Raw genomic sequence first — 23000 nt, 5'->3', positions numbered from 1 at the left:
CGTGGCAGGCCTGATTCGACGCGAGGACGTGGAAGCCGTCCGCGACCGCGCGCGGATCGACGAGATCGTCTCCGCGCACGTCACGCTCAAGACCGCAGGCGTCGGCTCGCTCAAGGGCCTGTGCCCGTTCCACGACGAGCGCTCGCCGTCGTTCCACGTGCGTCCCGGCGTCGGGCGCTGGCACTGCTTCGGCTGCGGCGAGGGCGGCGACGTCATCTCGTTCGTGCAGAAGATCGACGGCCTGACGTTCGTCGAGGCCGTCGAGTACCTCGCGGACCGCATCGGCATCCAGCTCCGCTATGAGGACTCCGGCGGCCCGCAGCGCCCGCGCGAGGAGCCCGGCCGCCGCCAGCGCCTGCTCGAGGCGCACCGCGTCGCGGCCCAGTACTTCTCCGAGCAGCTCTTCGCCCCGGGCGCCCAGGCCGCGCGCGCGTTCCTCGCCGAGCGCAGCTTCGAGCGGGCCGACGCCGAGCACTTCGGCGTCGGGTACGCGCCGACCGGCTGGGACAACCTCCAGCGCCACCTCCAGGGCCGGGGCTTCACGCAGGCGGAGCTCGTCGCCTCCGGCCTCATGAGCCAGGGGCAGCGCGGCATCTACGACCGGTTCCGCGGCCGGCTCATGTGGCCCATCCGCGACGTGACCGGCGAGATCATCGGGTTCGGCGCGCGCCGCCTCTACGACGAGGACCAGGGCCCCAAGTACCTCAACACGCCCGAGACCACGCTCTACAAGAAGTCGCACGTGCTCTACGGCATCGACCTCGCCAAGCGCGAGATCGCGAAGCAGAAGCGCGTCGTCGTCGTCGAGGGGTACACGGACGTCATGGCTGCGCACCTGTCCGGCGTGACGACGGCCGTCGCGACGTGCGGCACCGCGTTCGGCTCGGACCACGCGCGCATCGTGCGGCGCCTCCTCGGCGACACGACCGCGGGCGGCGGCATGCAGCTCGCGTCGGGCGCGTCCGTCGGGGGAGAGGTCGTCTTCACGTTCGACGGCGACGCCGCGGGCCAGAAGGCCGCCGTGCGGGCGTTCGGCGAGGACCAACGCTTCTACGCCCAGACGTTCGTGGCCGTCGAGCCGAGCGGCATGGACCCCTGCGAGCTGCGCATGGCGCGCGGGCCGGACGCGGTGCGCGCGCTCGTCGACGGCCGCCAGCCGCTCTTCGAGTTCGTCATCCGCACGACGCTCGCCTCGTTCGACCTCGACACGGCCGAGGGGCGCGTCGGCGCCCTGCGCGCGGCCGCCCCCGTCGTCGCCGGCATCCGCGACACCGCGCTGCGGCCCGAGTACGCGCGCATGCTCGCCGGCTGGATCGGCACCGACGCGGAGCGCGTCCGGCGCGAGGTCGCCGCGGCCGCCAAGCGCGGCAGCGCACCCGGGCCCGTGCGGACCTCCCGGCCCGACGACGCCCGCCCCGGCGCCGAGGCCCGGCCGCCTGAGCCCGAGGTCCCCGCGCTGCCCCTGCCCGACCCGCGCGACCCCGTCGCGCGCCGGGAGCGACTCGCGCTCGCCGCCGTCCTCCAGTACCCCCAGCACGTGCCGCCGATGTTCGACGACCTCGGCGAGGACGCGTTCGCCGTCCCCGCGTGGCGCGCCGTCCACGCCGCGATCCGCGCCGCGGGCGGCGTGCGCGAGGGCAGGTCGCTCGGCGCCGGGCACTGGGTCGAGGCGGTCGTCGAGCAGGCAGCCGAGCCCGTGCGCGGCCTCGTGACCGAGCTCGCCGTCGCGCCCCTGCCCGAGGACCGGGAGAACGTCGTCGGCGGCTACGTCGCGGGCGTCGTGCGCGGCCTCGTCGACCTGGGCCTCACGCGTCGCGTCGCCGACGCGAAGAGCCGGCTCCAGCGGCTCGACCCGTCGGTCGACCTCGCCGCGTACCAGGAGGCGTTCGCCGCGCTCCTCGCCGTCGAGGCCGAGCGCCGCACGCTGCGCGAGGGCGAGATCGCCTAACGCCCACCGCTCGACCTCCGAGGGCCGCGGCGCCGCCGATGCCGGGTGCGGCTCAGAGCCCGCCCGGGTGCGGCGAGAGCCAGTCGGTATGGCGCTCCCGCAGGGCGTCGCGTTCGGCCTCGGTCGGGAGCAGGACGTCGGCGCCCCCGTCGTACGGGCAGTAGAGCCACGAGAGGTCGTGCGCGCCGATGACGATGTGGCACTGGTCGTCCGCTGCCCCGAGCAGGAGCGCGTCGATCTCCTGCGGGGACCGATCCGACACCGCCCAGAAGTAGTGAGGGGCGTCGTCGCCGTCCGGGGTGCTGCTCCGCCAGGGCCACGCTCCGGGCAGACGGCGCTTCGTCCAGCCCGCAGCCAGGTCCCGCCAGTCCCAGTCGACACCGACGACGTACACGCCGTGGAAGGCGCGGGAGTCGGCAGAGCCGAGCAGCTCGTGCAGGACCGCGCGGTGCCGCCGCACGATCTCCTCGTCGTCGGCCGCGTTCTCGGCGCATCGCTTCGACTCGGGGAGACTGTGGAACCGGACCCACCGGTCGGGGTACTCGACTCGCAGCACGTGCCCGAGCGGCTCGACACCGGGCCACCTGCGCTCCCAGAGCTCGGTGAGGCGCGTCGCCCGCGCACTGACCTCTCCGTGCGCGAACGCACCGTGGCGCCCCTGCAGGCGCCGCCAGCGGCTCCTCGCGGCACCACGCGCTTCCACGGCCCTGGACTCGAGCCCGGCGCGGAGCGAGTCGAGCGCTGACGGCAGATGCATGGACGTGAGCGTAACGATCCTCAACCGGCCACCACCGCGAAGGTTCGCCGCCTCCGGTCCGCCGACCGGACAGCGACCCGACCTCCGGAGGCACGGACACGAGCATGCGGACGGGTGCGATGAGTGCGTCTGGGTCGCTCGAGGAAAAGAAAACCCCCACCCGGGGATCCGGATGGGGGCGATGGCTCCCGCGGTAGGACTTGAACCTACGACCGTCCGATTAACAGTCGGATGCTCTGCCAGCTGAGCTACGCGGGATCGACCATGGCCGTTGCGGTGTGCACCGCAGCGACCGGGGAAAACTCTAGCAGGCTCAGAGGGGTAGTCCGGACGCCGACCGGACCCGACCCTCGGCCGCGTCGACCCGGGCCTCGACCTCCGGGTCCGTCAGGTCCAGCCCGGGGTCGGCGACGACCTGCGAGAAGAGCTCGCCGTCCGCGTCTCGCCGCACGGCGACGCGCGCGGTGAGGCCTGCGGCGAACGTCACGGTCTCGGAGAGCACGACCGACGACTGCACGCGCTCGCGCAGCGTCTGCGCGAGCGACGTGCGGCGCGGGTCGGCGAGGCGCAGGGCCAGGGGAGGGGCGCCGTCGACCCACGAGACGGTGATCGTCGCGCTCTCCGGGTCGTACCCCGCCCGGTCGACGTCCGACCAGAGGCGCCGGACGACGGTCGTCCCGCCGGCGTCGCTCGTGAGGAGCCCGGCCCGCGTCGCGACGGCCCACGACCCGTCGGCGAGCTCCGCCGACGCGAGGACACGATCGGTGGCCGGGAGGTCGAGCGCACGGCGGACAGGGTCGGGCAGCGCGGGACGGCGGAACCAGGACACGTCCCCACCGTAGCGGCTCTCCGACCGCCTGCCGCACGGGCGGTATGCTCGCCCGCGCGCCCCGTTAGCTCAGCTGGTCAGAGCAGGAGACTCATAATCTCTCGGTCGCGGGTTCAAGTCCTGCACGGGGCACCCTTCCGCGTCGCGCGTGCGGCGCGAGCGTCCGCGCGGTGTCATGGCCTCATGACGGTGCGGACCAAGCGCGTGTACGAGCCGGCCGAGGAGCAGGACGGGTTCCGCGTGCTCGTCGACCGCCTGTGGCCGCGCGGCGTGAGCAAGGAGGCGGCGCACGTCGACCTGTGGCTCCGGGACGTCGCGCCGTCGACGGACCTGCGGCGCTGGTTCCACCACGAGGAGCGGCTGTTCGACGAGTTCGCCGAGCGGTACCGCGCCGAGCTCGACGCCCGCGGCGACGCGGTCGCGGAGCTGCGGGACGTCGTCGGGCAGCACCCCGTGGTGACGCTGGTGTACGGGGCGAGGGACGAGCAGCACAACCAGGCGGTGGTGCTGCGCGACTACCTCGCGGCGAGCGCCTCGTCCTGAGCGCCCCGGGACGCGGCGGCCCGGGTCGGGCGGTCGAGGTCGCGGCGCAGGTCGCGGTCGAGGGCGCGGCGCAGCCGGGGCCCGAGCGGCCGTTCGACGGCGCGGTGGATCACCCAGGCGAGGGCGAGGCACACCGCGACCGCCACCGCGAGGGTCGCGGCGCGCGAGAGGTACGGGTGCACGGACTCGATGACCCATCGTCCCCAGGACGAGTGCACGAGGTAGAGCGGGTAGGTGAGGGCGCCGAGCGCGGTGAGCCAGCCCGAGGAGACGCGGGCGAGCGGGGTGAGCGTCGCCACGGCGACGAGCGCGAAGCACACGACGATCGCGACCCACCACGCGGTGGGGGAGACGACGACGTCGGTGCTGTTCTCGATGCGGCCGGACTGGATCCGCCCGGAGAGCGCCGCCCCGAGGAGCACGTTCAGCGCGAGCGCGAGCCAGAGGACGGGGGAGCGGCGCTCGCGGGTCAGCAGGTAGAGCACCATGCCGCCCGCGAAGAGCGGGGCGTCGGGGGCGACGAGCACCGTCGCGGCCAGCTCGGAGCCGGTCTGGGTCGCGATCGCGCCGGCGACGGGCCACAGCACGACGAACGCGAGGACCCGCGCCCGCGTGAGGCCGACGGCGACGAGCACGCCGACGAGGACGTAGAACCGCAGCTCGGACCAGAGCGTCCAGTAGACGGCCTCGAGGTCGGGGATCCCGAACGCGCGCTGGACCATGGTGAGGTTGGCCGCCGCCTGCGGCAGGTCGACGTCGCGCCGGCCGGGGACGACGAGCACCAGCAGGACCACCGTGAGCAGCACCGAGGCCCAGTACGCGGGGAAGAGCCGCCCGGCGCGCGACGCGACGAAGCCGCGCACGTCGCGGCCCCACGCCGTCATGAGGATGACGAAGCCGCTGACGACGAAGAAGAGCTGGACCCCGAAGGACCCGTAGGCGGTGACGGCCTGGGCGTCGGGGAGCGAGGCGCTCGTGCGCGCGCCCCACGCGTGGTGGTTGACGGCGACGAAGTGGTAGACGAGCACCGCAGCTGCTGCCGCGAACCGGAGTCCGTCGAGCACGGCGAGGCGAGGGTTCTGCGGGGGCATCCGCGGCACGTTACCGAATCGTGATCAACGCCGCCTGGCAACGCCGTCCGGCGTGCGCGGAGTGCGCAGTTCTGGCACCGTGTGCGGGCCGGAGAACCCGGCGGCGCGGTGGGGGCGGCGTCCCGACGACCGAGGAGGTCCTGTGGCACCGAGCATGAGCTCGACCGGCAAGGCGGCAGCACGCGGCGCACGCGGCAGCAAGACCCTGGAGCTCCTGGCCCGCGGGGGCTACGCGGTGAGCGGCCTGCTCCACCTCGTCGTCGGCGTCCTCGCCGTGCAGGTGGCGACGGGCTCGGCCTCGAGCGAGCAGGCCGACCAGACCGGTGCGCTCACCGCGATCGCGCAGACGCCGGGCGGCACCGCGCTGCTCTGGTTCGCCGTCGTGGCGTTCGCGGCGCTCGCCCTGTGGCAGGTCACGGTCGCGCTGAGCGGCGCGGCCGAGACGTCCGACCGGCTCAAGGCCGCGGGCAAGGCCGTCCTCTACCTGGCGCTCGGGGTGATCGCCCTCCAGGTCGTGACCGGGTCCGCCGGCGGCTCCGGCCAGGAGGAGAGCATGACCGCGACCCTCATGGAGAAGCCCGGCGGCGTGCTGCTCGTCGGCGCGGTCGGGGTGGGCATCGTCGCCGGTGGCGTCTACCACGTCGTCAAGGGGTGGCGGAAGAAGTTCCTCGAGGACCTCCAGGGCGGGACCAGCGGGCACCTGGGCCGTGCCGTGGTGACGCTCGGGCGCGTCGGGTACATCGCCAAGGGCATCGCGCTCGGCGTGCTGGGCGTGCTGTTCGTCGTGGCTGCGGTCCAGCACGACCCGCAGCAGGCGGGCGGCCTCGACAGCGCGTTCGCCACGCTCGCGGCGCAGCCGTTCGGGGTCGCGCTCCTCGTCGCCGTCGGTCTGGGCTTCGCGGCCTACGGGCTCTACTCGTTCGCGCGGGCGCGGTACGCGCGGATGTGACGCGCGCCCCGGTGCGAGGCCGGGGACGACGGCCGGACGTCGTCGTGCGCATGGAAGAATGGTGACCATGGCGATGAGAGAGATCCGGACCATCCCGGACCCCGTGCTCCGCACCCCCTGCGACGAGATCACCACCATCGACGACCGGGTGCGCTCTCTCGTCGCCGACCTCGTCGAGACGGTCGACCACGAGGGGCGCGCGGGGCTCGCCGCCAACCAGATCGGCGTCAACCTCCGGGCGTTCTCGTGGAACATCGACGACGAGATCGGGTACGTGCTCAACCCGCGCATCGTCGAGCTGTCCGACGACTACCAGGACGGCGACGAGGGCTGCCTCTCCGTCCCCGACCTCTGGTACCCGACGCGCCGCGCCTGGTACGCGCGCGTGGTCGGCACCGACCTCGACGGCAACGAGGTCGTGGTCGAGGGGACCGAGCTCATGGCCCGGTGCCTCCAGCACGAGTGCGACCACCTCGACGGCATGCTCTACCTGGACCGGCTCGACCGCTCCGTGCGCAAGAAGGCGATGCGCGAGCTGCGCGAGCACCTCTGACACGGGTGTGCCCGGTCGGTCCCGGGCACGCCCGCCCGATCTCTCGCGCGCACGCGCGATGTCGTGCAAGATGAGCACGAGACACGCCGCGACATCGGTGCGAGCGCTGTGGACCCGCCCTGGGTGAGGACGTTGGGGAAGACGAAACCTCGACCTAGGGAGGCAGACATGGCCGGTGCCATCACCCGCGGTGTTCTTTACGTGCACTCAGCACCGCGTGCTCTGTGCCCGCACATGGAGTGGGCCGCGGGCAACGTCCTCGGCGTGCGCGTGTCGCTCGACTGGACCGAGCAGCCCGCTGCGCGCGGCCTCTACCGGGCCGAGTACTCGTGGCAGGGGCCGCAGGGGACGGGCGCCAGGCTGGCTTCCGCGCTGCGCGGATGGTCCCACCTGCGGTACGAGGTGACCGAGGAGCCCAGCCACGGCGTCGACGGCGGTCGCTGGTCCCACACGCCCGACCTCGGCATCTTCTACGCCCAGACGGACGTGCACGGGAACATCGTCGTGCCCGAGGACCGGATCCGGGCCGCGCTCGAGCAGGTGAGCGAGCCCTGGGCCATGCGCGACGCCCTCCACCTCGCGCTCGGCAAGGCCTGGGACGACGAGCTCGAGCCGTTCCGCTACGCCGGCGCGGGCGCGCCGGTGCGCTGGCTGCACCGCGTCGGCTGACGCTCGCGCACGCCTGTCGGCAGCGACTACCCACGAACGCCCGTCCGCAGGGACGGCGAAGGGCGCCTCCCGGAGATCGGGGGAGGCGCCCTTCGCGTCGTCGTGGCGTCCGGTCAGACGCTGGCCACGGCGAGGGCGACGTTGTGGCCCCCGAAGCCGAACGAGTTGTTGATCGCGACGACGTCGCCGCTCGGCAGCGGCGCGGGCGTGTCGCGCACGAGCGGCACCTGGAGCTCCGGGTCGGGGTTCGCCACGTTGATCGTCGGGGGAGCGAGGCGCTCCGCGACGGCCTTGATCGTGAAGATCGACTCGAGCGCGCCGGCACCGCCGAGGAGGTGCCCGGTCATCGACTTGGTGGCCGAGAGCAGCACGTGGTCGGCGTCGTCGCCCAGGAGCGAGCGGATGGAGCGGGTCTCGGTGAGGTCGCCCACCTTGGTCGAGGTCGCGTGCGCGTTGACGTGCACGACGTCCCGCCCCGTGACCCCGGCCTCCTCGAGCGCACGGCGCATCGCCGCGACCTGGCCCCGCCCCTCCGGGTCGGGAGAGGTGATGTGGTAGGCGTCGGAGGACAGCCCGACGCCGGCGAGGCGCGCGTAGACGCGGGCGCCGCGGGCCGCGGCGTGCTCGGCGCTCTCGAGGACGACGACGCCCGAGCCCTCGCCGATGACGAAGCCGTCGCGGTCGACGTCGTACGGGCGCGACGCGCCCTGGGGGTCGTCGTTGCGCAGCGAGAGCGTGCGCGAGGCGGCGAAGGCCGCCATCGGCATGGGGTGGATCGTGGCCTCGGTGCCGCCGGCGACGACGACGTCCGCGCGGCCCGCGCGGATCATGTCGACGCCGTAGCCGATCGCCTCGGCACCGGACGCGCACGCGGAGACGAGAGCGTGGGCGCCCGCCCGGGCGCCGAGCTCGAGCGAGACGTACGCGGTGGGGGAGTTCGGCATGAGCATGGGCACGGTCATGGGCAGCATGCGGCGCGCGCCGCGCTCCCGCAGCGTGTCCCAGCCGTCGAGCGTGGTCCAGATGCCGCCGATGCCCGACGACACGACCGTGCCGAGCCGGTCGCCGTCGACCTCGGGGCTGCCCGCGTCCGCCCACGCCTCGCGCGCGGCGATGATCGCGTACTGCGTGGAGGGGTCCATGCGCTTGATCTCGGGGCGCGCGAGGACCTCGGCCGGGTCGACCTTGATCGTCGCGGCGAACGTCACCGGGATCTCGTAGCGCTCCGCCCAGTCGTTCTCGAGCGTGCGCGCGCCGGACTCGCCGGCCAGTGCCGCGGCCCAGGTGGAGGGCACGTCGCCGCCGAGCGGCGTGGTGGCGCCGAGGCCGGTGACGACGACTTCAGTAGCGGCAGACATGGTGCTCCTCGGGGGTTGCGGCGGGGGCGGGAGGACGGGCGGGCCGGCGTGGGTGACGCCGGCCCGCCCGCAGGCCTGCGAGGCAGGCGGGGCGTGCTCAGGCCTGGGCGCCCGTGATGAAGGACACGGCGTCGCCGACCGTCGTGAGGTTCTTGACCTCGTCGTCCGGAATGCGGACCCCGAACTTGTCCTCGGCGTGGGTGACGATCGTCATCATCGACAGCGAGTCGATGTCGAGGTCGTCGGTGAAGGACTTCTCGAGCGCGACGGCGTCGGTCGGCAGACCCGTCTCCTCGGCGACGATCTCCGCGAGGCCGGCGAGGACTTCCTGCTCGGTGTAGGCCATGGTTTCTCCTTGTCGTGGGGCCGGCGGCGACCGGTCCCGGTGGCGGTGCCCGGTGGGTGTGCCGGGCGGTACTTCGTCAGACGGTGCTCGCGACGGACGGGTCCGCCGACGGCGTGGGTCCTCCCCGCGGGGAGGGCGGCCGTCCGTCCAGGGTGATTCTCCCCTACGGCAGCACGACCACCTGCGCCGCGTAGACGAGCCCGGCGCCGAACCCGATCTGGAGGGCTAGGTCGCCGGAGCGGACCTGCCCCTCGTCGAGCAGGCGCCGGGTCGCGAGGGGGATCGAGGCGGCCGACGTGTTGCCGGTCTCCGCGATGTCCCGGGCGACCGCGACGGACGCGGGGAGCTCGAGCTGCTTGATCATCTGGTCGATGATCCGCATGTTCGCCTGGTGCGGCACGAACGCGCCGATGTCGGCCGGGGCGACCCCGGCCTCGGCCATCGCCTTGGCGGCGACGGGGGCCATCTGGAACGCGGCCCACTTGAACACGCTCTGACCGTCCTGGCGCAGCGTGGGCCACCCGAGCGAGGGGTCCTCGCGCAGGTCCGACCACGCGTGCGTCTGGCGGATCGCCTGCGCCTTGCCGCCGTCGGAGCCCCACACCGTCGGGCCGATGCCCGGGGTGTCGGACGGCCCGACGATCGCGGCGCCGGCGCCGTCGCCCAGGAGGAACGAGATCGAGCGGTCGGTCGGGTCGATGAAGTCGCTCATCTTCTCCGCGCCGACCACGAGCACGTGCGTCGCGATGCCGGCACGCACGAGGGCGTCGGCCTGCGCGATGGCGTAGGCGTAGCCCGCGCACGCGGCGGAGACGTCGAACGCGGCGGCGGGCGTCGCGCCGAGGCGCTCCGCGAGCACCGCCGCGGCGGCGGGGGTCTGGTGGAAGTACGTGACCGTGGAGACGATCACCGCATCGACGTCGGCGCCCTGGAGGCCCGCCCGGGCGAGCGCGTCGCGCGCCGCGGCCTCGGACAGGTCGAGGACGTCGACGTCGGCGCCCGCACGACGCCGCGTGACGATCCCGGTGCGCTGCCGGATCCACTCGTCGGAGGAGTCGATCGGGCCGGCGATGTCGTCGTTCGTCACGACGTTCTCGCCGCGCACCCCGCCGATCGCGAGGATGCGCGAGTGCGCCGGCCCGGTGGCCTGGCGCAGGGTCGCGCCGCTCACGCGTCGACGCCCGTGGCCGCGCCGGCCGCCACCGAGTGTCGGGCGACGAGGTCGCGAGCGGCCTCGACGTCGTCGGGCGACTTCACGGCCACGGCCTCGACGCCCTTGAGCGACCGGCGGGCGAGACCCGTGAGGACGCCTCCGGGCGCGAGCTCGAGCAGCGCCGTGACGCCGAGCTCCGCGAGGGTCTCCTGGCACAGGTCCCAGCGCACGGGCGCCGCGATCTGCGCGGTGAGGCGGCGGACGACGTCGCGCGCCTTGCCGTACGTGCTGCCCTCGATGTCGATGGTCCCGTAGGACTCGCCGTCGGCGTTGGACAGGAGCGGCAGGCGCGGGTCGGCGACGTCCCACGACGCGGCGACCGGCTCGAACTCCTCGAGCGCCGGCTGCATGAAGGGCGTGTGGAAGGCGCCCGCGACCTGGAGCGGGATGACGCGCGCCTTCGCGGGCGGGTTCTCCGCGAGGGCGGCGAGGTGGTCGAGGGCGCCGGCGGCGACGACCTGCCCGCCGCCGTTGACGTTCGCGGGCCACAGGTGGGCCGCCTCGATCGCGGCGAGGACCTCCTCCGGGTCGCCCCCGACGACGGCGCTCATGCCGGTGGGCGTCGCGGCGGCGGCCGCGGCCATGGCGCGCGCGCGGTGCGCGACCAGCCCAACGGCGCCGGTGTCCGTCAGCGCCCCCGCGACGGCCGCGGCGGCGAGCTCGCCGACCGAGTGCCCGGCGGTCACGTCGACGACGTCGGCGGTGTCGCGCCCGTCGAGGATCACGCGGAGCGCGACGAGCGACGACGCGACGATGAGCGGCTGCGCGACGGCGGTGTCACGGATCGTGTCGGCGTCCGACTCCGTCCCGTGCGCGCGCAGGTCGAGGCCCGCGGCCTCGCCGAACGCGGAGACCTGGTCGGCGACGCCGGGCAGCTCGAGCCAGGGGGCGAGCATTCCGGGGGACTGGGAGCCCTGTCCAGGGCACAAGACGGCGAGCACCCGTCAACTGTGCCAACGCGAGGGCCGTGCGCCACGTCACGACGCGCACCAACCTTGCGGAGGGTGGTTGTGCCGAACCTACAAGACACCGATCGGGGAGGTGCCCGGGGGTGTCGGGCGCGCCCGGCTCCTCAGCGGACCGTCGAGAGCTGCCCGAGCGCGAGCGCGACCTGCAGCACGAACGACTCGCGGGCGTCGAGCGGGTCCCACCCGGTGATCTCCGAGACCTTGCGCAGGCGGTAGCGCACGGTGTTGGGGTGCACGTACAGGGACCGGGCCGCCGCCTCGAGCGACCGGCCCGTGCCGAGGTAGGCGGACAGCGTCTCGAGCACCGAGCCCGTCGCCTCGGCGAGCGGGCGGTACGCCTGGGCGACGAGCGTGCGTCGCGCCGTGGTGTCACCGGTGAGGACGCGCTCCGGGAGCAGGTCGTCGGCGAGCACCGGGCGCGGGGCCTGCGGCCAGGCGGGCGCGGCCCGCAGCCCCGCGAGCGCGGCCTGCGCCGAGCGCGCGGCCTCCTCCAGCCCGGGGACCGTCGGCCCGATGACGACCGGGCCGGGGCCGAAGCGGGGCAGGAGCGACGCCGCGGCGGCCTGGAGGTCGCCCTCGCCGCCGAGCACGAGGACGAGCCGGTCGCCGTGGATGCCCACGAGCGCGTCGCCCGCCGCGCGGCGCGTCGCCCGGCGCAGCTCCGCCGTCCGGACCTCGTCGAGCGTCGCGGCGATCGTGCCCGCCATGACGAGCGTCGAGCCGTGGCCGCTCCAGCCGAGCGCCGAGACGCGCGACCGCAGCGAGTCGTCGCCGTCGCCGCGGATGAGCGCGTCCACGACGAGGGCCTCCAGGCGCGCGTCCCACGCGCCGCGGACCTCCGCGGCGCGGGCGTAGACCTCGGCCGCGGAGAACGCCACCTCCCGGGAGTAGCGCAGCACGGCCTCGCGCAGGTCGCGCTCGCCGCCCGGCGCCGCGAGCTGGTCCGAGTACGCCTCGACGACCTCGACGACGATGCGGACGAGCTGGAGCGTGTTCTGGAGCGAGATCGAGCGCGTGAGCTCGGGCGGGGCCGCGGCGAAGATGTCGCTCACGCCGTGCGGCGGGGCCTGCGGGTCCGCGTACCACGTGACGAACGCCGTGATGCCGGACTGCGCGACGAGACCCACGTAGGAGCGGTCCTCGGCCGGGAGCTCGCGGTACCAGCGGATCTCGTCGTCGAGCCGGCGCAGCGCGGCGGACATGAGCAGGCCGCTGCCGTCGCGCAGGCGCTGGAGGTTGTCCGCGTTGCCGGCCGGGCTCGTCGGGGTCGGCGCGGTCGCCGGGGTCCTGGGGGTGGCCGTCACGCGCCGAGCATACGGCCGGGGTTGTGGACAGTCCACAAAGCGCGTGCCACGGCGGGCGCCGGGTCGCCGGGGGACCGGGTCGCTGGGTGAGCACCCGGACGACCCGCTAGGGTCGGGGAATGGCACTCATGCCCCGACTTCGACAGCTCATGCGTCGGCCGACGTCCGCGTCGACCGTCGGCACGCGCCGCCCACGGTCCGGGGAGAAGCGTGGCGACACGGTCCACGAGGACGCGCTGCGGGCGATGCTCGTCGACGACCCGAACGACGAGCGGGCCTTCCGCGCGCTCGCGGAGCTGGTCCGCCGTCGCGCCGCGGAGGGACCGACCACGGACGACCCGCTCGCTGCCCCGGCGGACGAGACGGAGAAGCAGCGCGCCGCCGACCTCGCGGTCTGGGCGCTCGCCGAGGAGCTCGCCGGGCACCCCCGCGGGTGGTACCCGCTCGTGGAGCTCGGCCGCCTCTCCCTCGACGACGACCCGGAGGCGGCCCTGCGCCGCTTCGCGACGGCCGCGGAGCGCGACCCCTCGGGGCACGCGCTCGCGCAGTCCATGGAGGTGCTGCGCACGGCGGGCCTGCCGGTCGAGGCGCTGGGCCTCGGCGTCGGCCACTGGCGCGCCCGCGAGCACGAGGCCGAGGTCGGGCGCCAGCTCGTCCTCGCGGCCATCGAGGCCGACCGTCCCCTCGACGCCCGCCACCACCTCGAGTCGCTCGTCGAGTACGGCGACCCCCGGGGCGTCGCGCCGCTGCGCGCGGACCTCGAGCGCGCCGTCGCGCAGGCCGAGCAGCACCGCGCCGGGACCTGACCCGCGGCGCCCGGCACCTTCCGGAGACGACGACGGCCGGTCACCCCGCGGGGTGACCGGCCGTCGTCGTCTCAGGCGGTGGCCGTCAGGCCTCGCCGCCCGCGTTGCCGGACGTGCCGGCGGTGACGTCCATCAGGCGGTACTTCTCGATCGCCCGGGCCGACGCGTCCGCGGGGACCTTGCCCTGCTTGGCGAGCGCCTGGAGCGTGCGCACGACGACGGACGGGCCGTCGATCTTGAAGTGCCGGCGGGCCGCCGCGCGCGTGTCCGAGAACCCGAAGCCGTCGGCGCCGAGCACCTCGTAGTCGCCCGGGACCCACTTGCGGATCTGGTCGGGGACCAGGTGGTCGTAGTCGCTCGTCGCGACGAACGGCCCCTCGGCGCCGGACAGCTTCTCCGTGACGAACGGGACGCGCGCGGGCGCGGCAGGGTCGAGGAACGCGGCCTGGTCGGCGGCGAGCGCGTCGCGTCGCAGCTCGTTCCAGCTCGTCACGCTCCACACGTCCGCCGCGACGCCCCAGTCCTCCCGCAGGAGCTGCTGCGCCTCGAGCGCCCACGGCACGCCGACGCCCGACGCGAGGATCTGGGCGCGCGGCCCGTCGCCCTCGCCCACGGCGATGCGGTGGATGCCCTTGAGGATGCCCTCGACGTCCACGTCCTCCGGCTCGGCCGGCTGGACCATCGGCTCGTTGTACACCGTGAGGTAGTACATGACGTTCTGGTCGCGGCCGTCCGCGCCCACGCCGTGCTCGCCCGGGCCGAACATGCGCTCGATGCCGTCGCGCACGATGTGCCGGATCTCGTAGCCGAACGCCGGGTCGTACTGGACGATCGCGGTGTTCGTGCCCGCGAGGAGCGGCGAGTGGCCGTCGGCGTGCTGCAGGCCCTCGCCCGTGAGCGTGGTGCGGCCCGCGGTCGCACCGATGATGAAGCCGCGCGTGAGCTGGTCGCCCGCGGCCCAGAACTGGTCGCCGGTGCGCTGGAAGCCGAACATCGAGTAGAAGATGTAGAACGGCACCATGATCTCGCCCTGCGTGGCGTAGGACGTGCCGACCGACTGGAAGGCGGCCGCGGAGCCCGCCTCGTTGATGCCGGTGTGCATGATCTGCCCGGCCTCGGACTCCTTGTAGCTCAGCATGAGCTCGCGGTCCACGGCGAGGTAGTGCTGGCCCTGGGTGTTGAAGATCTTCGCCGACGGGAAGATCGAGTCCAGGCCGAACGTGCGGGCCTCGTCGGGGATGATCGGCACGACGCGCTTGCCGAACTCCTTGTCCTTGATGAGGTCCTTGAGCAGGCGGACGAACGCCATCGTCGTGGCGATCTCCTGCTGGCCCGAGCCCTTCTTGAGGATCTCGTAGGACTTGTCGCCGGGCAGCGTGATCGGCTTCGGCGACGAGCGGCGCTCGGGCACGAACCCGCCCAGCTGCTGGCGCCGGTTCAGCAGGTACTGGATCTCCGGCGCGTCGGGGCCCGGGTGGAAGTACGGGGGCTCGTACGGGTTGGCGTCGAGCTCCTCGTCCGTGATCGGGATCCGCAGGGAGTCGCGCAGCGCCTTGAGGTCGGCCAGGCCGACCTTCTTCATCTGGTGCGTCGCGTTGCGGCCCGCGAACGACGGCCCGAGCGCGTAGCCCTTGACCGTGTGCGCGAGGATCACGGTCGGCTGGCCCGTGTGGGCGCGCGCCGCCGCGTAGGCCGCGTAGATCTTGCGGTAGTCGTGGCCGCCGCGCTTGAGGTTCCAGATGTCGTCGTCGGTCATGTTCTCGACGAGCGCCTTCGTCCGCGGGTCGCGGCCGAAGAAGTGCTCGCGGATGAACGCGCCGGACTCCGCACGGTACGTCTGGTAGTCGCCGTCGGGCGTGACGTTCATGAGGTTGACCAGGGCGCGGTCCTTGTCCGCGTTGAGCAGGACGTCCCACTCGCGGCCCCAGATGACCTTGATGACGTTCCAGCCCGCACCGCGGAACTGGGCCTCGAGCTCCTGGATGATCTTGCCGTTGCCGCGCACCGGGCCGTCGAGGCGCTGCAGGTTGCAGTTCACGACGAACGTCAGGTTGTCGAGCTGCTGCTGCGCCGCGAGCTGGAGCATGCCGCGCGACTCGGGCTCGTCCATCTCGCCGTCGCCGAGGAACGCCCACACGTCCTGCTGCTCCGTGTCGCGGATGCCGCGGTTGTGCAGGTACTTGTCCGTCCACGCCTGGTAGATCGCGCTCGCCGGGCCGAGACCCATGGAGACGGTCGGGTACTCCCAGAAGTCGGGCATGAGCCGCGGGTGCGGGTACGACGGCAGGCCGCCGCCCGGGTGCGACTTCTCCTGGCGGAAACCGTCGAGCTGGTCCGCGGAGAGGCGGCCCTCCAGGAAGGCGCGCGCGTACACGCCGGGGGAGGCGTGGCCCTGGAAGTAGACCTGGTCGCCGCCGCCGGGGTGGTCCTTGCCGCGGAAGAAGTGGTTCAGGCCCACCTCGTACAGCGTCGCCACCGAGGCGTAGGAGGAGATGTGGCCGCCGACGCCGATGCCGGGCCGCTGCGCCCGCGTCACCATGACGGCGGCGTTCCAGCGGATCCACGAGCGGTAGCGGCGCTCCAGCGCCTCGTCGCCGGGGAAGTAGGGCTCCTCGTGCACACCGATGGTGTTCACGTAGGGGGTGGTCAGGGAGGTCGGGACGGCGACGTTGCGCTCCCGGGCCCTCTTGAGCAGGTTCAGCAGGACGTAGCGGGCGCGCGGGCCCCCGCGGTCGTCGATCAGGCCGTCGAGGGCCTCGACCCACTCGCCGGTCTCGGCGGGGTCGAAGTCCGGAACCTGGCTGAGCAGACCGTTGATCAGCGGTCCGGTCTCGTCGTACGAAGCCACCAGCAACCTCATATCTCGTCGGATGCCGGGCGCTCGGCCGCGCGGTACACGGCCGACACCCGTCTCGGGCCCACTCCGGGCACGCGGCCGCGGCCGCTGGTGGCGACCGCGCCTCTTCACGAGACCAGGGTGGTCTACCCATTGTGTTCACAACGCGCGCGTAAGTCACACCATCGGGTGGTCAAGAGGGCGTGATTTCGGCGACACGGGCCGGACGGCGTGCGCGCCGCCGTCGTGCGGCCGCCCGGCCGTGCCCGGCCACGGCCGACGACCCGCGCGACGGCCGTCCGTGGGCGGTGCCTTGCCAAGCACCGCACCCTGCGGTGGGCTACCTTTGCCAGACACGGCAGGTCGTCGTGCGCGCGGGCGCCCGCCCGGGCGCGCGCGACGGCCCACCGCACGGACAGGACGAGGAAAGGAACGACACGACAGTGACCGACACCGTAGGGCCCAGCGGGGCGGACCGACTGGGGTTCGCGCCCGGCAACGTGGTCCAGGAGTTCGGCTGGGCGGACGACGTCGACGACGACCTGCGCGGGGAGCTCGAGGAGCTCGTCGGCGGCGAGCTCGTCGACGAGGACTACGACGACGTCACGGACGGCGTGGTCGTGTGGTTCCGCCAGGACGACGGCGACCTCACCGACCTGCTCGTGGACGTCCAGACCGTGCTCGACGACGGCGGCCTCATCTGGGTGCTCACCCCGAAGCCCGGCCGGCCCGGCCACGTCGGCCACAACGACATCCAGGAGGCCGCGACCACGGCCGGGCTGCACGCGACGAGCACGTTCGCCATCGCGCCCGACTGGTCCGCGACGAAGCTCGGGACCCGTGGCCGCGGTCGCTGACGACGCCGCGACGACCGGGCGCCCGACGCCGCCCGGTCCGGGCGACCCGGCGCCCGACTTCACGCTGCCGGACACCCACGGCACGCCCGTCCACCTCGCGGACCTGCGGGGCGGGCCGGTGCTCCTCGTGTTCTACCCCTTCGCGTTCTCGGGGATCTGCACGGGCGAGCTGTGCGAGCTGCGCGACAACCTCGAGGAGTTCGAGGCGGCCGGCGTCACGCTGCTCGGGATCTCGTGCGACTCGGTGTTCGCGCAGAAGGCGTGGACGGCGCAGGAGGGCTTCGAGTTCGACCTGCTCTCCGACTTCTGGCCGCACGGGGACGTCGCACGGGCCTACGGCGTCCTCGACGAGGACAACGGCCTCGCGCTGCGCGGGTCGTTCCTGCTCGACGCCGACGGGATCGTGCGGTGGTCGGTCGTCAACCCGCGCGGGCAGCGTCGTGACCTCGACGGTTACCGACGGGCGCTCGAACAGTTCTGAGCCCCGAGCGCCCGGCGGTCGTGGCCGGTGGCGGGGTGCCGACCCGGTAGGCTGTGCTCCGCCGTTCCAGGGCCTGTAGCTCAGCTGGTTAGAGCGCCACGCTTACACCGTGGATGTCGGGGGTTCGAGTCCCTCCGGGCCCACCATCAGGGTATTTAGTGCCCCTGACCTGCATGTTCGTCGGTCGGGTTCTTGGACACGAGCCGACTCAGGATGTCCGAAATGGACCCTCGCGGGCCCGCCAGAGGCCCGCCACAGGCCCGCGGGCCCCGCGGTTCGAGCCGCACACCTTGCCGCCGGAAGGCGGTGATCGGCGTGGGAGCGAATCGGTCGTTTGGTGACATCCAGCCCCGACGGAGCAAGACCGACAATCGGATCATCAGCTGGCGCGCCCGCTACTGGGGGCCCGACGACCGGCGCTACTCGTCGAGCTTCGGGGCAAGCTCTCGGCGCAGGTGGGCGCGAAGGTCGTGCTTGTCGGGGATCCGGGCCAGCTGCAGCCCGTCGACGCCGGTGGCGCGTTCGCCATGCTCGTCGCCGCCCGCGGCGAGGACACTCCCCGGCTGACGGAGGTGCACCGGTTCGTGCATCCGTGGGAGCGGGACGCGTCGCTGGCTCTGCGCGACGGTGACCCGGCCGTCGTCGAGCAGTACGAGGCGCGCGACCGGATCCGCGAGGGCGCCACCGACGAGATGGTCGACGCAGCGTACGCGGCATGGCGGCGCGACCTCGGCGCCGGCCGGGCGAGCAACCTGGTCACCGAGTCGGCGGACACCGTCCGGCGGCTCAACGACCGCGCCCGCGCCGAACGCCTCCGGGCGGGCTAGGTGTCGGCGCAGCGTGAGGTCGTCCTGCACGACGACTCCCGGCGTCCGCAGGCGACGTCGTCATCACCCGGCGCAACGACCGGCGCCTTCGTTCCGGTGTGAACGGGTGGGTGCGCAACGGCGATCGGTGGACTGTCGAGCGGGTGCGTCGGGACGGCGGTCTCGAACTCCGTCCCGGGGGGAGATGGCGGGGGAGCGCCGTGCTGCCCGCGGCGTACGTGGCCGAGCACGTCGACCTCGGCTATGCCGTCACGGCATACCGCGCCCAGGGGATGACCGTCGACCCGGCGCACGTGGTTGTCGCCGCGTCGAGCACCCGCGAGAACCTCTACGTGTCGATGACCCGGGGACGACATGCCAACACCGCCTACGTGGCGCTGGGCCGGCCCGACCCGCTGCACGCCGTCCCCGCTGACCCGCACGTGACAGCGCGCGGCGTGCTGATCGGGCTTGCGCGCACGGGCGTGGAACAGTCCGCGCACCAGGTGGCCACGAACGCGCGCGCCCGGTGGGCCAGCATCCGCCAGCTCGCAGCCGAGTACGAGGCCATCGCTACCGCGGCGCAACGCGACCGCTGGACCTGGTTGGTGTGTGCCTCGCTCTTCGACCCCGGGGGACTCGCCGTCGACGTGGCGGAGCGGGAAGTGCAGTCCGAGGCGTTCGGTGTCCTCGCGGCACGCCTCCGGCGCGCCGACGCCTACGGGTACGACGTCGACACCCCTGATGCCGCGGCTCGTCGCCCGGCGTAGCCTGCACAACGCCGACGACGTCGCCGCAGTCCTGGTCTCCCGGCTCACCCGGGCGGACGCCCGTCCCCTCCGAGGCATCACACCCGACCTCATCGCCGGACGCATGCCCGCTGCACGTGGTCCGTCGCCTGAAGACGCCGCCGTCGCGCTCGCAGAGCGTCGTGCCCTCATCGAGGCGCATAGATCAGTGGCGCGCCGCGAGAACAGCAGAATGCGCCGGGCGGCCCACCGACCTGACCTGATTCCCGGTCGTGCCGTCGGAACTGGAGGAGGGGTGACGCTCAAATGAGGGATCTTCAGGGCCGCGCCCTGTCTCCAGCGCGGCTCAGCCAGCGATCGCTACACCCTCACCTGAATTGAGCCGTTGTCGGCGGGTCGTGGCAGACTTCCCCGCAGGTCACGGACACCAGAGGAAAGTGAAGGTGGCATGAGTATCAGTACGGCAGTCCTGGCAAGTTCCCGGGCTTCAACTCCGCTGGCAACGCTCGTCAACTCTGGCTGCAAGGCCGTTGGCGGAGTCTTCCGGCTGGACTACTCCCGGGCCGTGGTTCTCACCGACGACTGGCGCAAGTCGCAGGCTGGCGGCGTGCCGCACGGCGCCTTCCTGCTCGCGGCAGCGGGTACGCAGACCAGCGAAGGGTTCGTCCTCGACGATGAGGAACTGATCCTCCTCCGTGTGAGTGGGACCGCTCCGCTCCCCAACGAGCTTGATCTCGTGCAGACCCGGCTCGCGGTCGTTCGTGACGCCGGCGACTCGGGAAAGGGGTTCGACGATGTCACGGACGAGCTCACGCGTAACGAGCTCCAGCAGTCTGCCTTCGACTGCGAGGTCATTGGGACGTTCTACCTGGACTCCGACTCGAGGCAGATGCAGTTTGGCTCCGACATCGACAACGTCGTCTCGTCGGCGCGCTATCAGGTGTTCCTGCCCTCGCAGAGCGTCCTTTCCTGGATCGCGTCGTACCCGGAGCCCTCGGTTGACGACGTCCTCACAATCGGCGTCGTCAGGTTCGCATCGACCCGGCGTCGCGCGCGTGAGTCCGGCACCGACAAGGCTGCGGTCCACGTTCACATCGGGGACTTCGTTTCCCGCAAGACTGCAGTCTTTGGTATGACCCGTACTGGCAAGTCCAACACCATCAAGACACTGGTGACCGCCATTGCGACCCAGGCTGCCCGTTCGGGGACTTCCGTCGGGCAGTTGATCTTCGATCCGCAGGGCGAGTATGCGAACGTCAACGAGCAGGACCAGACCGGGCTACGCCTGCTCGGCGATGAGAACCGGGTTCGCATCTATCGTCTCGGAACTGACGATTCGGACCCGCAGGTTCTTCCGCTCGCTATGAACTTCTTCGACCCGGCCAACTTCGACGCCGTCGTTGACTTCGTGAACTCAGTCGTGAGCGATCAGTTCGGCACGTATGCCTACGTCAAGTCGTTCACCGCGATCAATTGGACTGAGCCGGACAAGAACACGGATCGCGGCGACTGGATCACGTGGTCCAGGGCCGTCGTCGGCTTCTACGGACTCCTTGTCGAATGCGGCATCGCCGGCGCGCCCTTCCCCAACGGTGGCGTGGAATTCGGGTGGACGGACGCGCTCTTCCAGACATTCGACCAGGCAAACTCCGGACTGGTCGTGAAGTCGGGTTCGACCTACCGGGTACGCACTCCAGAGGCCGCCCGACGGGTCATGCTCCACATGGCGAACGATGGTGCGTGGAACCAGCGCTCTGCCAATAGCGGTGGTGGCGACACGGCGTTCAAGTTCATCGCCGACTTCAACAACCGTGCGAGCGGCAAGGCCGCCATCCGGCAGTTGCGGGAGTTCCACTCTGTGTCCTCTACCCACAGGGTGGAGGACCGGGTCTGGGAGGACATGCAGGCCGGCCGTCTTTCGATCGTCGACCTCGCGCACGGAACTGGCGAGGTTTCGAAGACCATCTCAGAAAGCGTCGTGAACTACCTGCTATCGCGGGCCAACGAGCGTTTCCGGTCGGGTCAGGAGGCCGTGCCCTTCCAGATCGTCGTTGAGGAGGCGCACAACCTGTTTGAACGTGGCGCCAAGGATGTCGCTGGCAATCCTTGGGTTCGCCTGTCGAAGGAGGCGGCGAAGTACCAGATCGGGCTCGTCTACGCCACGCAGGAGGTGTCGAGTGTCGACGAGCGGATCCTGTCGAACACGTCGAACTGGCTCGTCGCACACCTGAACTCCGACAACGAGACTCGCGAGCTCTCGCACTACTACGACTTCAAGACCTGGGCCGAGAGCCTCCGGCGCGTCGAGGATCAGGGCTTCGTGCGGATGAAGACCTACTCCGGAAAGTTCATCGTCCCGGTGCAGGTGGCGAAGTTTGACCACGCAATGATCAACCAGGCACGTGAGGCCGCTGGCCTGAACCCCGTGGAAGCGAAGTAGCATGCCGTACCCGTCTGAGCGTGCTTCCCGGCTAGGCCACGTCCCCGTCGTCAACAGCGAAGCTGTACGTGATGCGTTCTGTCGGTGGGGGGTCGCGCAAGCAACGCCGGATGACGAGAACCGAGTGAAATCGTTGTGCCGGCCTGTCGATGAGCTTGAACATGCTGGGGTTGCGGACGCCGTCCGGTTCGCGATCACCGTCGACGGCTCCGACGCCGAGGTCGAAGCAACGCGGGAGCACCCGACGATCAAGGTGGGGTACGTCCGTGTCGCGGCGTCATTTATCGATTTCGAGAAACTGCACAGGGCGGGGGCCGGCGAGTTTGTGAACCCGCACCTCCTACGCGAGGCGCATCAGCATGCTGCGTTCGACCGGGCGCTGCCTGGATCGGGGCTCGTGATCCCCGGTGAGACAGGCGTTGACACGTGGCGGAGTGAGCTCGATCGGTTCCTCTGCGAGACCAAGTTCGACCAGGCTTCGGACCAGACTCTTGCGGACATGCTTCTTGCGCTCCATGGAACACCGGGCGATCCTGCGTCTGTGGTTCCATTGCGCCGCTGCCCATCGTGCGGGGCAAAGAGTGAGAGGCTTCCTGGGGGGCGGATCTACGTTCCCAAGGAAGGGACGGCGTGCCCAGTGTGTGCGCGGAAGATCTACCTGGGCGATGTTCTCCGGACGGAAGAGGAGTACATGCCGGAGGGCTCGAATCGGAGTTCACTTACGCGCATGATGCTCGTGGCGGAGCGTCTCACGACCCTCGGATACATGCAGTTGCTCTTCGAGGACGAGCACAACTTCGAAGTTCTCGCTCGGACTATCTTCATCACCGATGGTCCGCTTGCCTTGCACGGCACGGTCGCGCCGCTCAAGAGGCGTTTCCAGAACTATATTGCTGAGTTCGGCAGGCAATGCGCGTCCAGTGGTGCCCCCGCCGCGCCGCTCGTCGTCGGGGTCGAGAAGACCGGCGCGTTTGTTGAGCATGCACACCTTATCTCTCATTTGATCGCACCGGGCCAGGTCATGTTCCTGACCACGGAGTACATTAACCGGATTACCGGGCGGCCGGCGAATAATCCGTACGGCTCGGATGAGTTCTATGGTCGACGCTTCGTCTACCGCACAAAGAGTGGCAGTATTGTCGTCTTCTCAATCCCGCCAAAGCCGGGTGTCGAGAGTCCGTACGGGATTCCGGAAGGTGAGGCCTGGTCGAGTTACCCGACCCTTCGGCCGGTGTGCGAGGTGCTCGACCATGTGCAGACCCGTCTTTACGAGAACGCGGTCATCCCAGTAGCGCTCGCCCACTCGGCGGCGTCTCTGCCCCTCGGCGTTGGACAGTCCGTCCTTCGCGCACTGGTGCAGCAGTCGTTGGGACTGCCCAGCCGCAGCCAGATTCGCCAGGCCGGGCCCTTCCCGGGCGCACACTAGCGCGGGGCGCGTGAGGCGCGAGGACCGATGTTCTATGGCTCGTGGTGAGGTAACAGCGCAGGTCGAACGGT

Annotated in this window: 21 protein-coding genes and 3 tRNA genes; 14 read left to right on the top strand and 10 right to left on the bottom strand. The window is 71.9% G+C overall.

Annotation, left to right across the window (positions count from 1 at the left end; all coding sequences use genetic code 11):
• Nucleotide 1: 1 nt before the first annotated feature.
• Nucleotides 2-1948, top strand: a complete 1947-nt coding sequence (gene dnaG, locus HKK73_RS11795; RefSeq protein WP_086151085.1) for a DNA primase — start codon at nucleotides 2-4, stop codon at nucleotides 1946-1948.
• Nucleotides 1949-2000: 52 nt separating this feature from the next.
• Here the strand turns inward: dnaG and HKK73_RS11790 are convergent, their stop codons facing one another.
• The 3 genes from HKK73_RS11790 to HKK73_RS11780 all read right to left on the bottom strand — a co-directional run bounded on the left by HKK73_RS11790 (nucleotide 2001) and on the right by HKK73_RS11780 (nucleotide 3534).
• Nucleotides 2001-2705 (bottom strand): hypothetical protein, encoded by a 705-nt coding sequence (locus HKK73_RS11790; protein ID WP_144722549.1) that lies wholly within the window; start codon nucleotides 2703-2705, stop codon nucleotides 2001-2003.
• Between the two features lie 182 nt (nucleotides 2706-2887).
• Nucleotides 2888-2963, bottom strand: a tRNA-Asn gene (locus HKK73_RS11785).
• Between the two features lie 55 nt (nucleotides 2964-3018).
• Nucleotides 3019-3534 (bottom strand): hypothetical protein, encoded by a 516-nt coding sequence (locus HKK73_RS11780; RefSeq protein WP_043654924.1) that lies wholly within the window; start codon nucleotides 3532-3534, stop codon nucleotides 3019-3021.
• Between the two features lie 58 nt (nucleotides 3535-3592).
• Between HKK73_RS11780 and HKK73_RS11775 the strand changes: the two genes are divergently transcribed.
• Together HKK73_RS11775 and HKK73_RS11770 are read left to right on the top strand one after the other, a co-directional pair.
• A tRNA-Ile gene (locus HKK73_RS11775) sits at nucleotides 3593-3666 on the top strand.
• A gap of 51 nt (nucleotides 3667-3717) precedes the next feature.
• Nucleotides 3718-4077 carry a DUF488 domain-containing protein gene (locus HKK73_RS11770; protein WP_216607983.1) on the top strand — a complete coding sequence of 120 codons (360 nt, stop codon included), beginning with the start codon at nucleotides 3718-3720 and terminating at the stop codon, nucleotides 4075-4077.
• Here HKK73_RS11770 and HKK73_RS11765 read toward each other — a convergent pair.
• Nucleotides 4050-5168 carry an acyltransferase gene (locus HKK73_RS11765; protein ID WP_171468066.1) on the bottom strand — a complete coding sequence of 373 codons (1119 nt, stop codon included), beginning with the start codon at nucleotides 5166-5168 and terminating at the stop codon, nucleotides 4050-4052. The two genes, HKK73_RS11770 and HKK73_RS11765, sit on opposite strands and share 28 nt — an antisense overlap.
• A gap of 142 nt (nucleotides 5169-5310) precedes the next feature.
• Between HKK73_RS11765 and HKK73_RS11760 the strand changes: the two genes are divergently transcribed.
• From HKK73_RS11760 to HKK73_RS11750, 3 genes are all read left to right on the top strand, one after another.
• Nucleotides 5311-6117, top strand: coding sequence for a DUF1206 domain-containing protein (locus HKK73_RS11760; RefSeq protein ID WP_249355963.1), 807 nt, complete (start codon nucleotides 5311-5313; stop codon nucleotides 6115-6117).
• Nucleotides 6118-6184: 67 nt separating this feature from the next.
• The gene (gene def / locus HKK73_RS11755; RefSeq protein ID WP_021481144.1) at nucleotides 6185-6670 is read left to right on the top strand and encodes a peptide deformylase; all 486 of its coding nucleotides are present in this window, start codon (nucleotides 6185-6187) and stop codon (nucleotides 6668-6670) included.
• Nucleotides 6671-6838: 168 nt separating this feature from the next.
• On the top strand, nucleotides 6839-7339 hold the full coding sequence (locus HKK73_RS11750; protein ID WP_021481145.1) for a DUF3145 domain-containing protein: 501 nt from the start codon (nucleotides 6839-6841) through the stop codon (nucleotides 7337-7339).
• A gap of 113 nt (nucleotides 7340-7452) precedes the next feature.
• Here the strand turns inward: HKK73_RS11750 and HKK73_RS11745 are convergent, their stop codons facing one another.
• The 5 genes from HKK73_RS11745 to HKK73_RS11725 all read right to left on the bottom strand — a co-directional run bounded on the left by HKK73_RS11745 (nucleotide 7453) and on the right by HKK73_RS11725 (nucleotide 12528).
• Entirely contained in the window at nucleotides 7453-8697 is a 1245-nt protein-coding gene (locus HKK73_RS11745; protein ID WP_034651767.1) for a beta-ketoacyl synthase, read from the bottom strand.
• Between the two features lie 97 nt (nucleotides 8698-8794).
• Nucleotides 8795-9043 carry an acyl carrier protein gene (locus HKK73_RS11740; RefSeq protein ID WP_021482065.1) on the bottom strand — a complete coding sequence of 83 codons (249 nt, stop codon included), beginning with the start codon at nucleotides 9041-9043 and terminating at the stop codon, nucleotides 8795-8797.
• Between the two features lie 163 nt (nucleotides 9044-9206).
• Entirely contained in the window at nucleotides 9207-10214 is a 1008-nt protein-coding gene (locus tag HKK73_RS11735; protein WP_034651764.1) for a beta-ketoacyl-ACP synthase III, read from the bottom strand.
• On the bottom strand, nucleotides 10211-11197 hold the full coding sequence (locus HKK73_RS11730; protein ID WP_114553198.1) for an ACP S-malonyltransferase: 987 nt from the start codon (nucleotides 11195-11197) through the stop codon (nucleotides 10211-10213). The genes HKK73_RS11735 and HKK73_RS11730 overlap by 4 nt, the downstream gene beginning before the upstream one ends.
• Before the next feature lie 131 nt (nucleotides 11198-11328).
• Nucleotides 11329-12528 carry a PucR family transcriptional regulator gene (locus tag HKK73_RS11725; protein ID WP_370670920.1) on the bottom strand — a complete coding sequence of 400 codons (1200 nt, stop codon included), beginning with the start codon at nucleotides 12526-12528 and terminating at the stop codon, nucleotides 11329-11331.
• A gap of 119 nt (nucleotides 12529-12647) precedes the next feature.
• Between HKK73_RS11725 and HKK73_RS11720 the strand changes: the two genes are divergently transcribed.
• Nucleotides 12648-13334 (top strand): hypothetical protein, encoded by a 687-nt coding sequence (locus tag HKK73_RS11720; RefSeq protein ID WP_034651756.1) that lies wholly within the window; start codon nucleotides 12648-12650, stop codon nucleotides 13332-13334.
• 85 nt (nucleotides 13335-13419) lie between these two features.
• Here HKK73_RS11720 and aceE read toward each other — a convergent pair whose 3' ends face one another.
• Complete coding sequence (aceE, locus tag HKK73_RS11715) at nucleotides 13420-16182, bottom strand: pyruvate dehydrogenase (acetyl-transferring), homodimeric type (RefSeq protein WP_171468065.1); 2763 nt, start codon at nucleotides 16180-16182, stop codon at nucleotides 13420-13422.
• Between the two features lie 431 nt (nucleotides 16183-16613).
• On the opposite strand from aceE, the gene HKK73_RS11710 reads away from it, so the two are divergent.
• From HKK73_RS11710 to HKK73_RS11680, 7 genes are all read left to right on the top strand, one after another.
• On the top strand, nucleotides 16614-17027 hold the full coding sequence (locus HKK73_RS11710) for a DUF3052 domain-containing protein (RefSeq protein WP_031316633.1): 414 nt from the start codon (nucleotides 16614-16616) through the stop codon (nucleotides 17025-17027).
• Nucleotides 17011-17508 carry a peroxiredoxin gene (locus tag HKK73_RS11705; protein ID WP_171468064.1) on the top strand — a complete coding sequence of 166 codons (498 nt, stop codon included), beginning with the start codon at nucleotides 17011-17013 and terminating at the stop codon, nucleotides 17506-17508. Before HKK73_RS11710 ends, HKK73_RS11705 begins: the two co-directional genes overlap by 17 nt.
• Before the next feature lie 69 nt (nucleotides 17509-17577).
• Nucleotides 17578-17654 (top strand) — tRNA-Val (locus HKK73_RS11700).
• A 309-nt stretch (nucleotides 17655-17963) separates the two neighbouring features.
• Complete coding sequence (locus tag HKK73_RS11695) at nucleotides 17964-18335, top strand: AAA family ATPase (RefSeq protein ID WP_171468063.1); 372 nt, start codon at nucleotides 17964-17966, stop codon at nucleotides 18333-18335.
• Between the two features lie 200 nt (nucleotides 18336-18535).
• Entirely contained in the window at nucleotides 18536-19084 is a 549-nt protein-coding gene (locus tag HKK73_RS11690; protein ID WP_171468062.1) for a helicase C-terminal domain-containing protein, read from the top strand.
• A 544-nt stretch (nucleotides 19085-19628) separates the two neighbouring features.
• Nucleotides 19629-21503, top strand: coding sequence for a helicase HerA domain-containing protein (locus HKK73_RS11685; protein WP_171468061.1), 1875 nt, complete (start codon nucleotides 19629-19631; stop codon nucleotides 21501-21503).
• Between the two features lie 124 nt (nucleotides 21504-21627).
• Nucleotides 21628-22929 (top strand): hypothetical protein, encoded by a 1302-nt coding sequence (locus tag HKK73_RS11680; RefSeq protein WP_171468060.1) that lies wholly within the window; start codon nucleotides 21628-21630, stop codon nucleotides 22927-22929.
• The last annotated feature ends 71 nt before the right edge of the window (nucleotides 22930-23000 follow it).

The sequence above is a fragment of the Cellulosimicrobium sp. 72-3 genome (genome assembly GCF_013127315.1).
GTDB lineage: Bacteria > Actinomycetota > Actinomycetes > Actinomycetales > Cellulomonadaceae > Cellulosimicrobium > Cellulosimicrobium funkei.
Note: the sequence above shows the minus strand (reverse complement) of the source record. Positions and strands in the feature narration are given on the sequence as shown.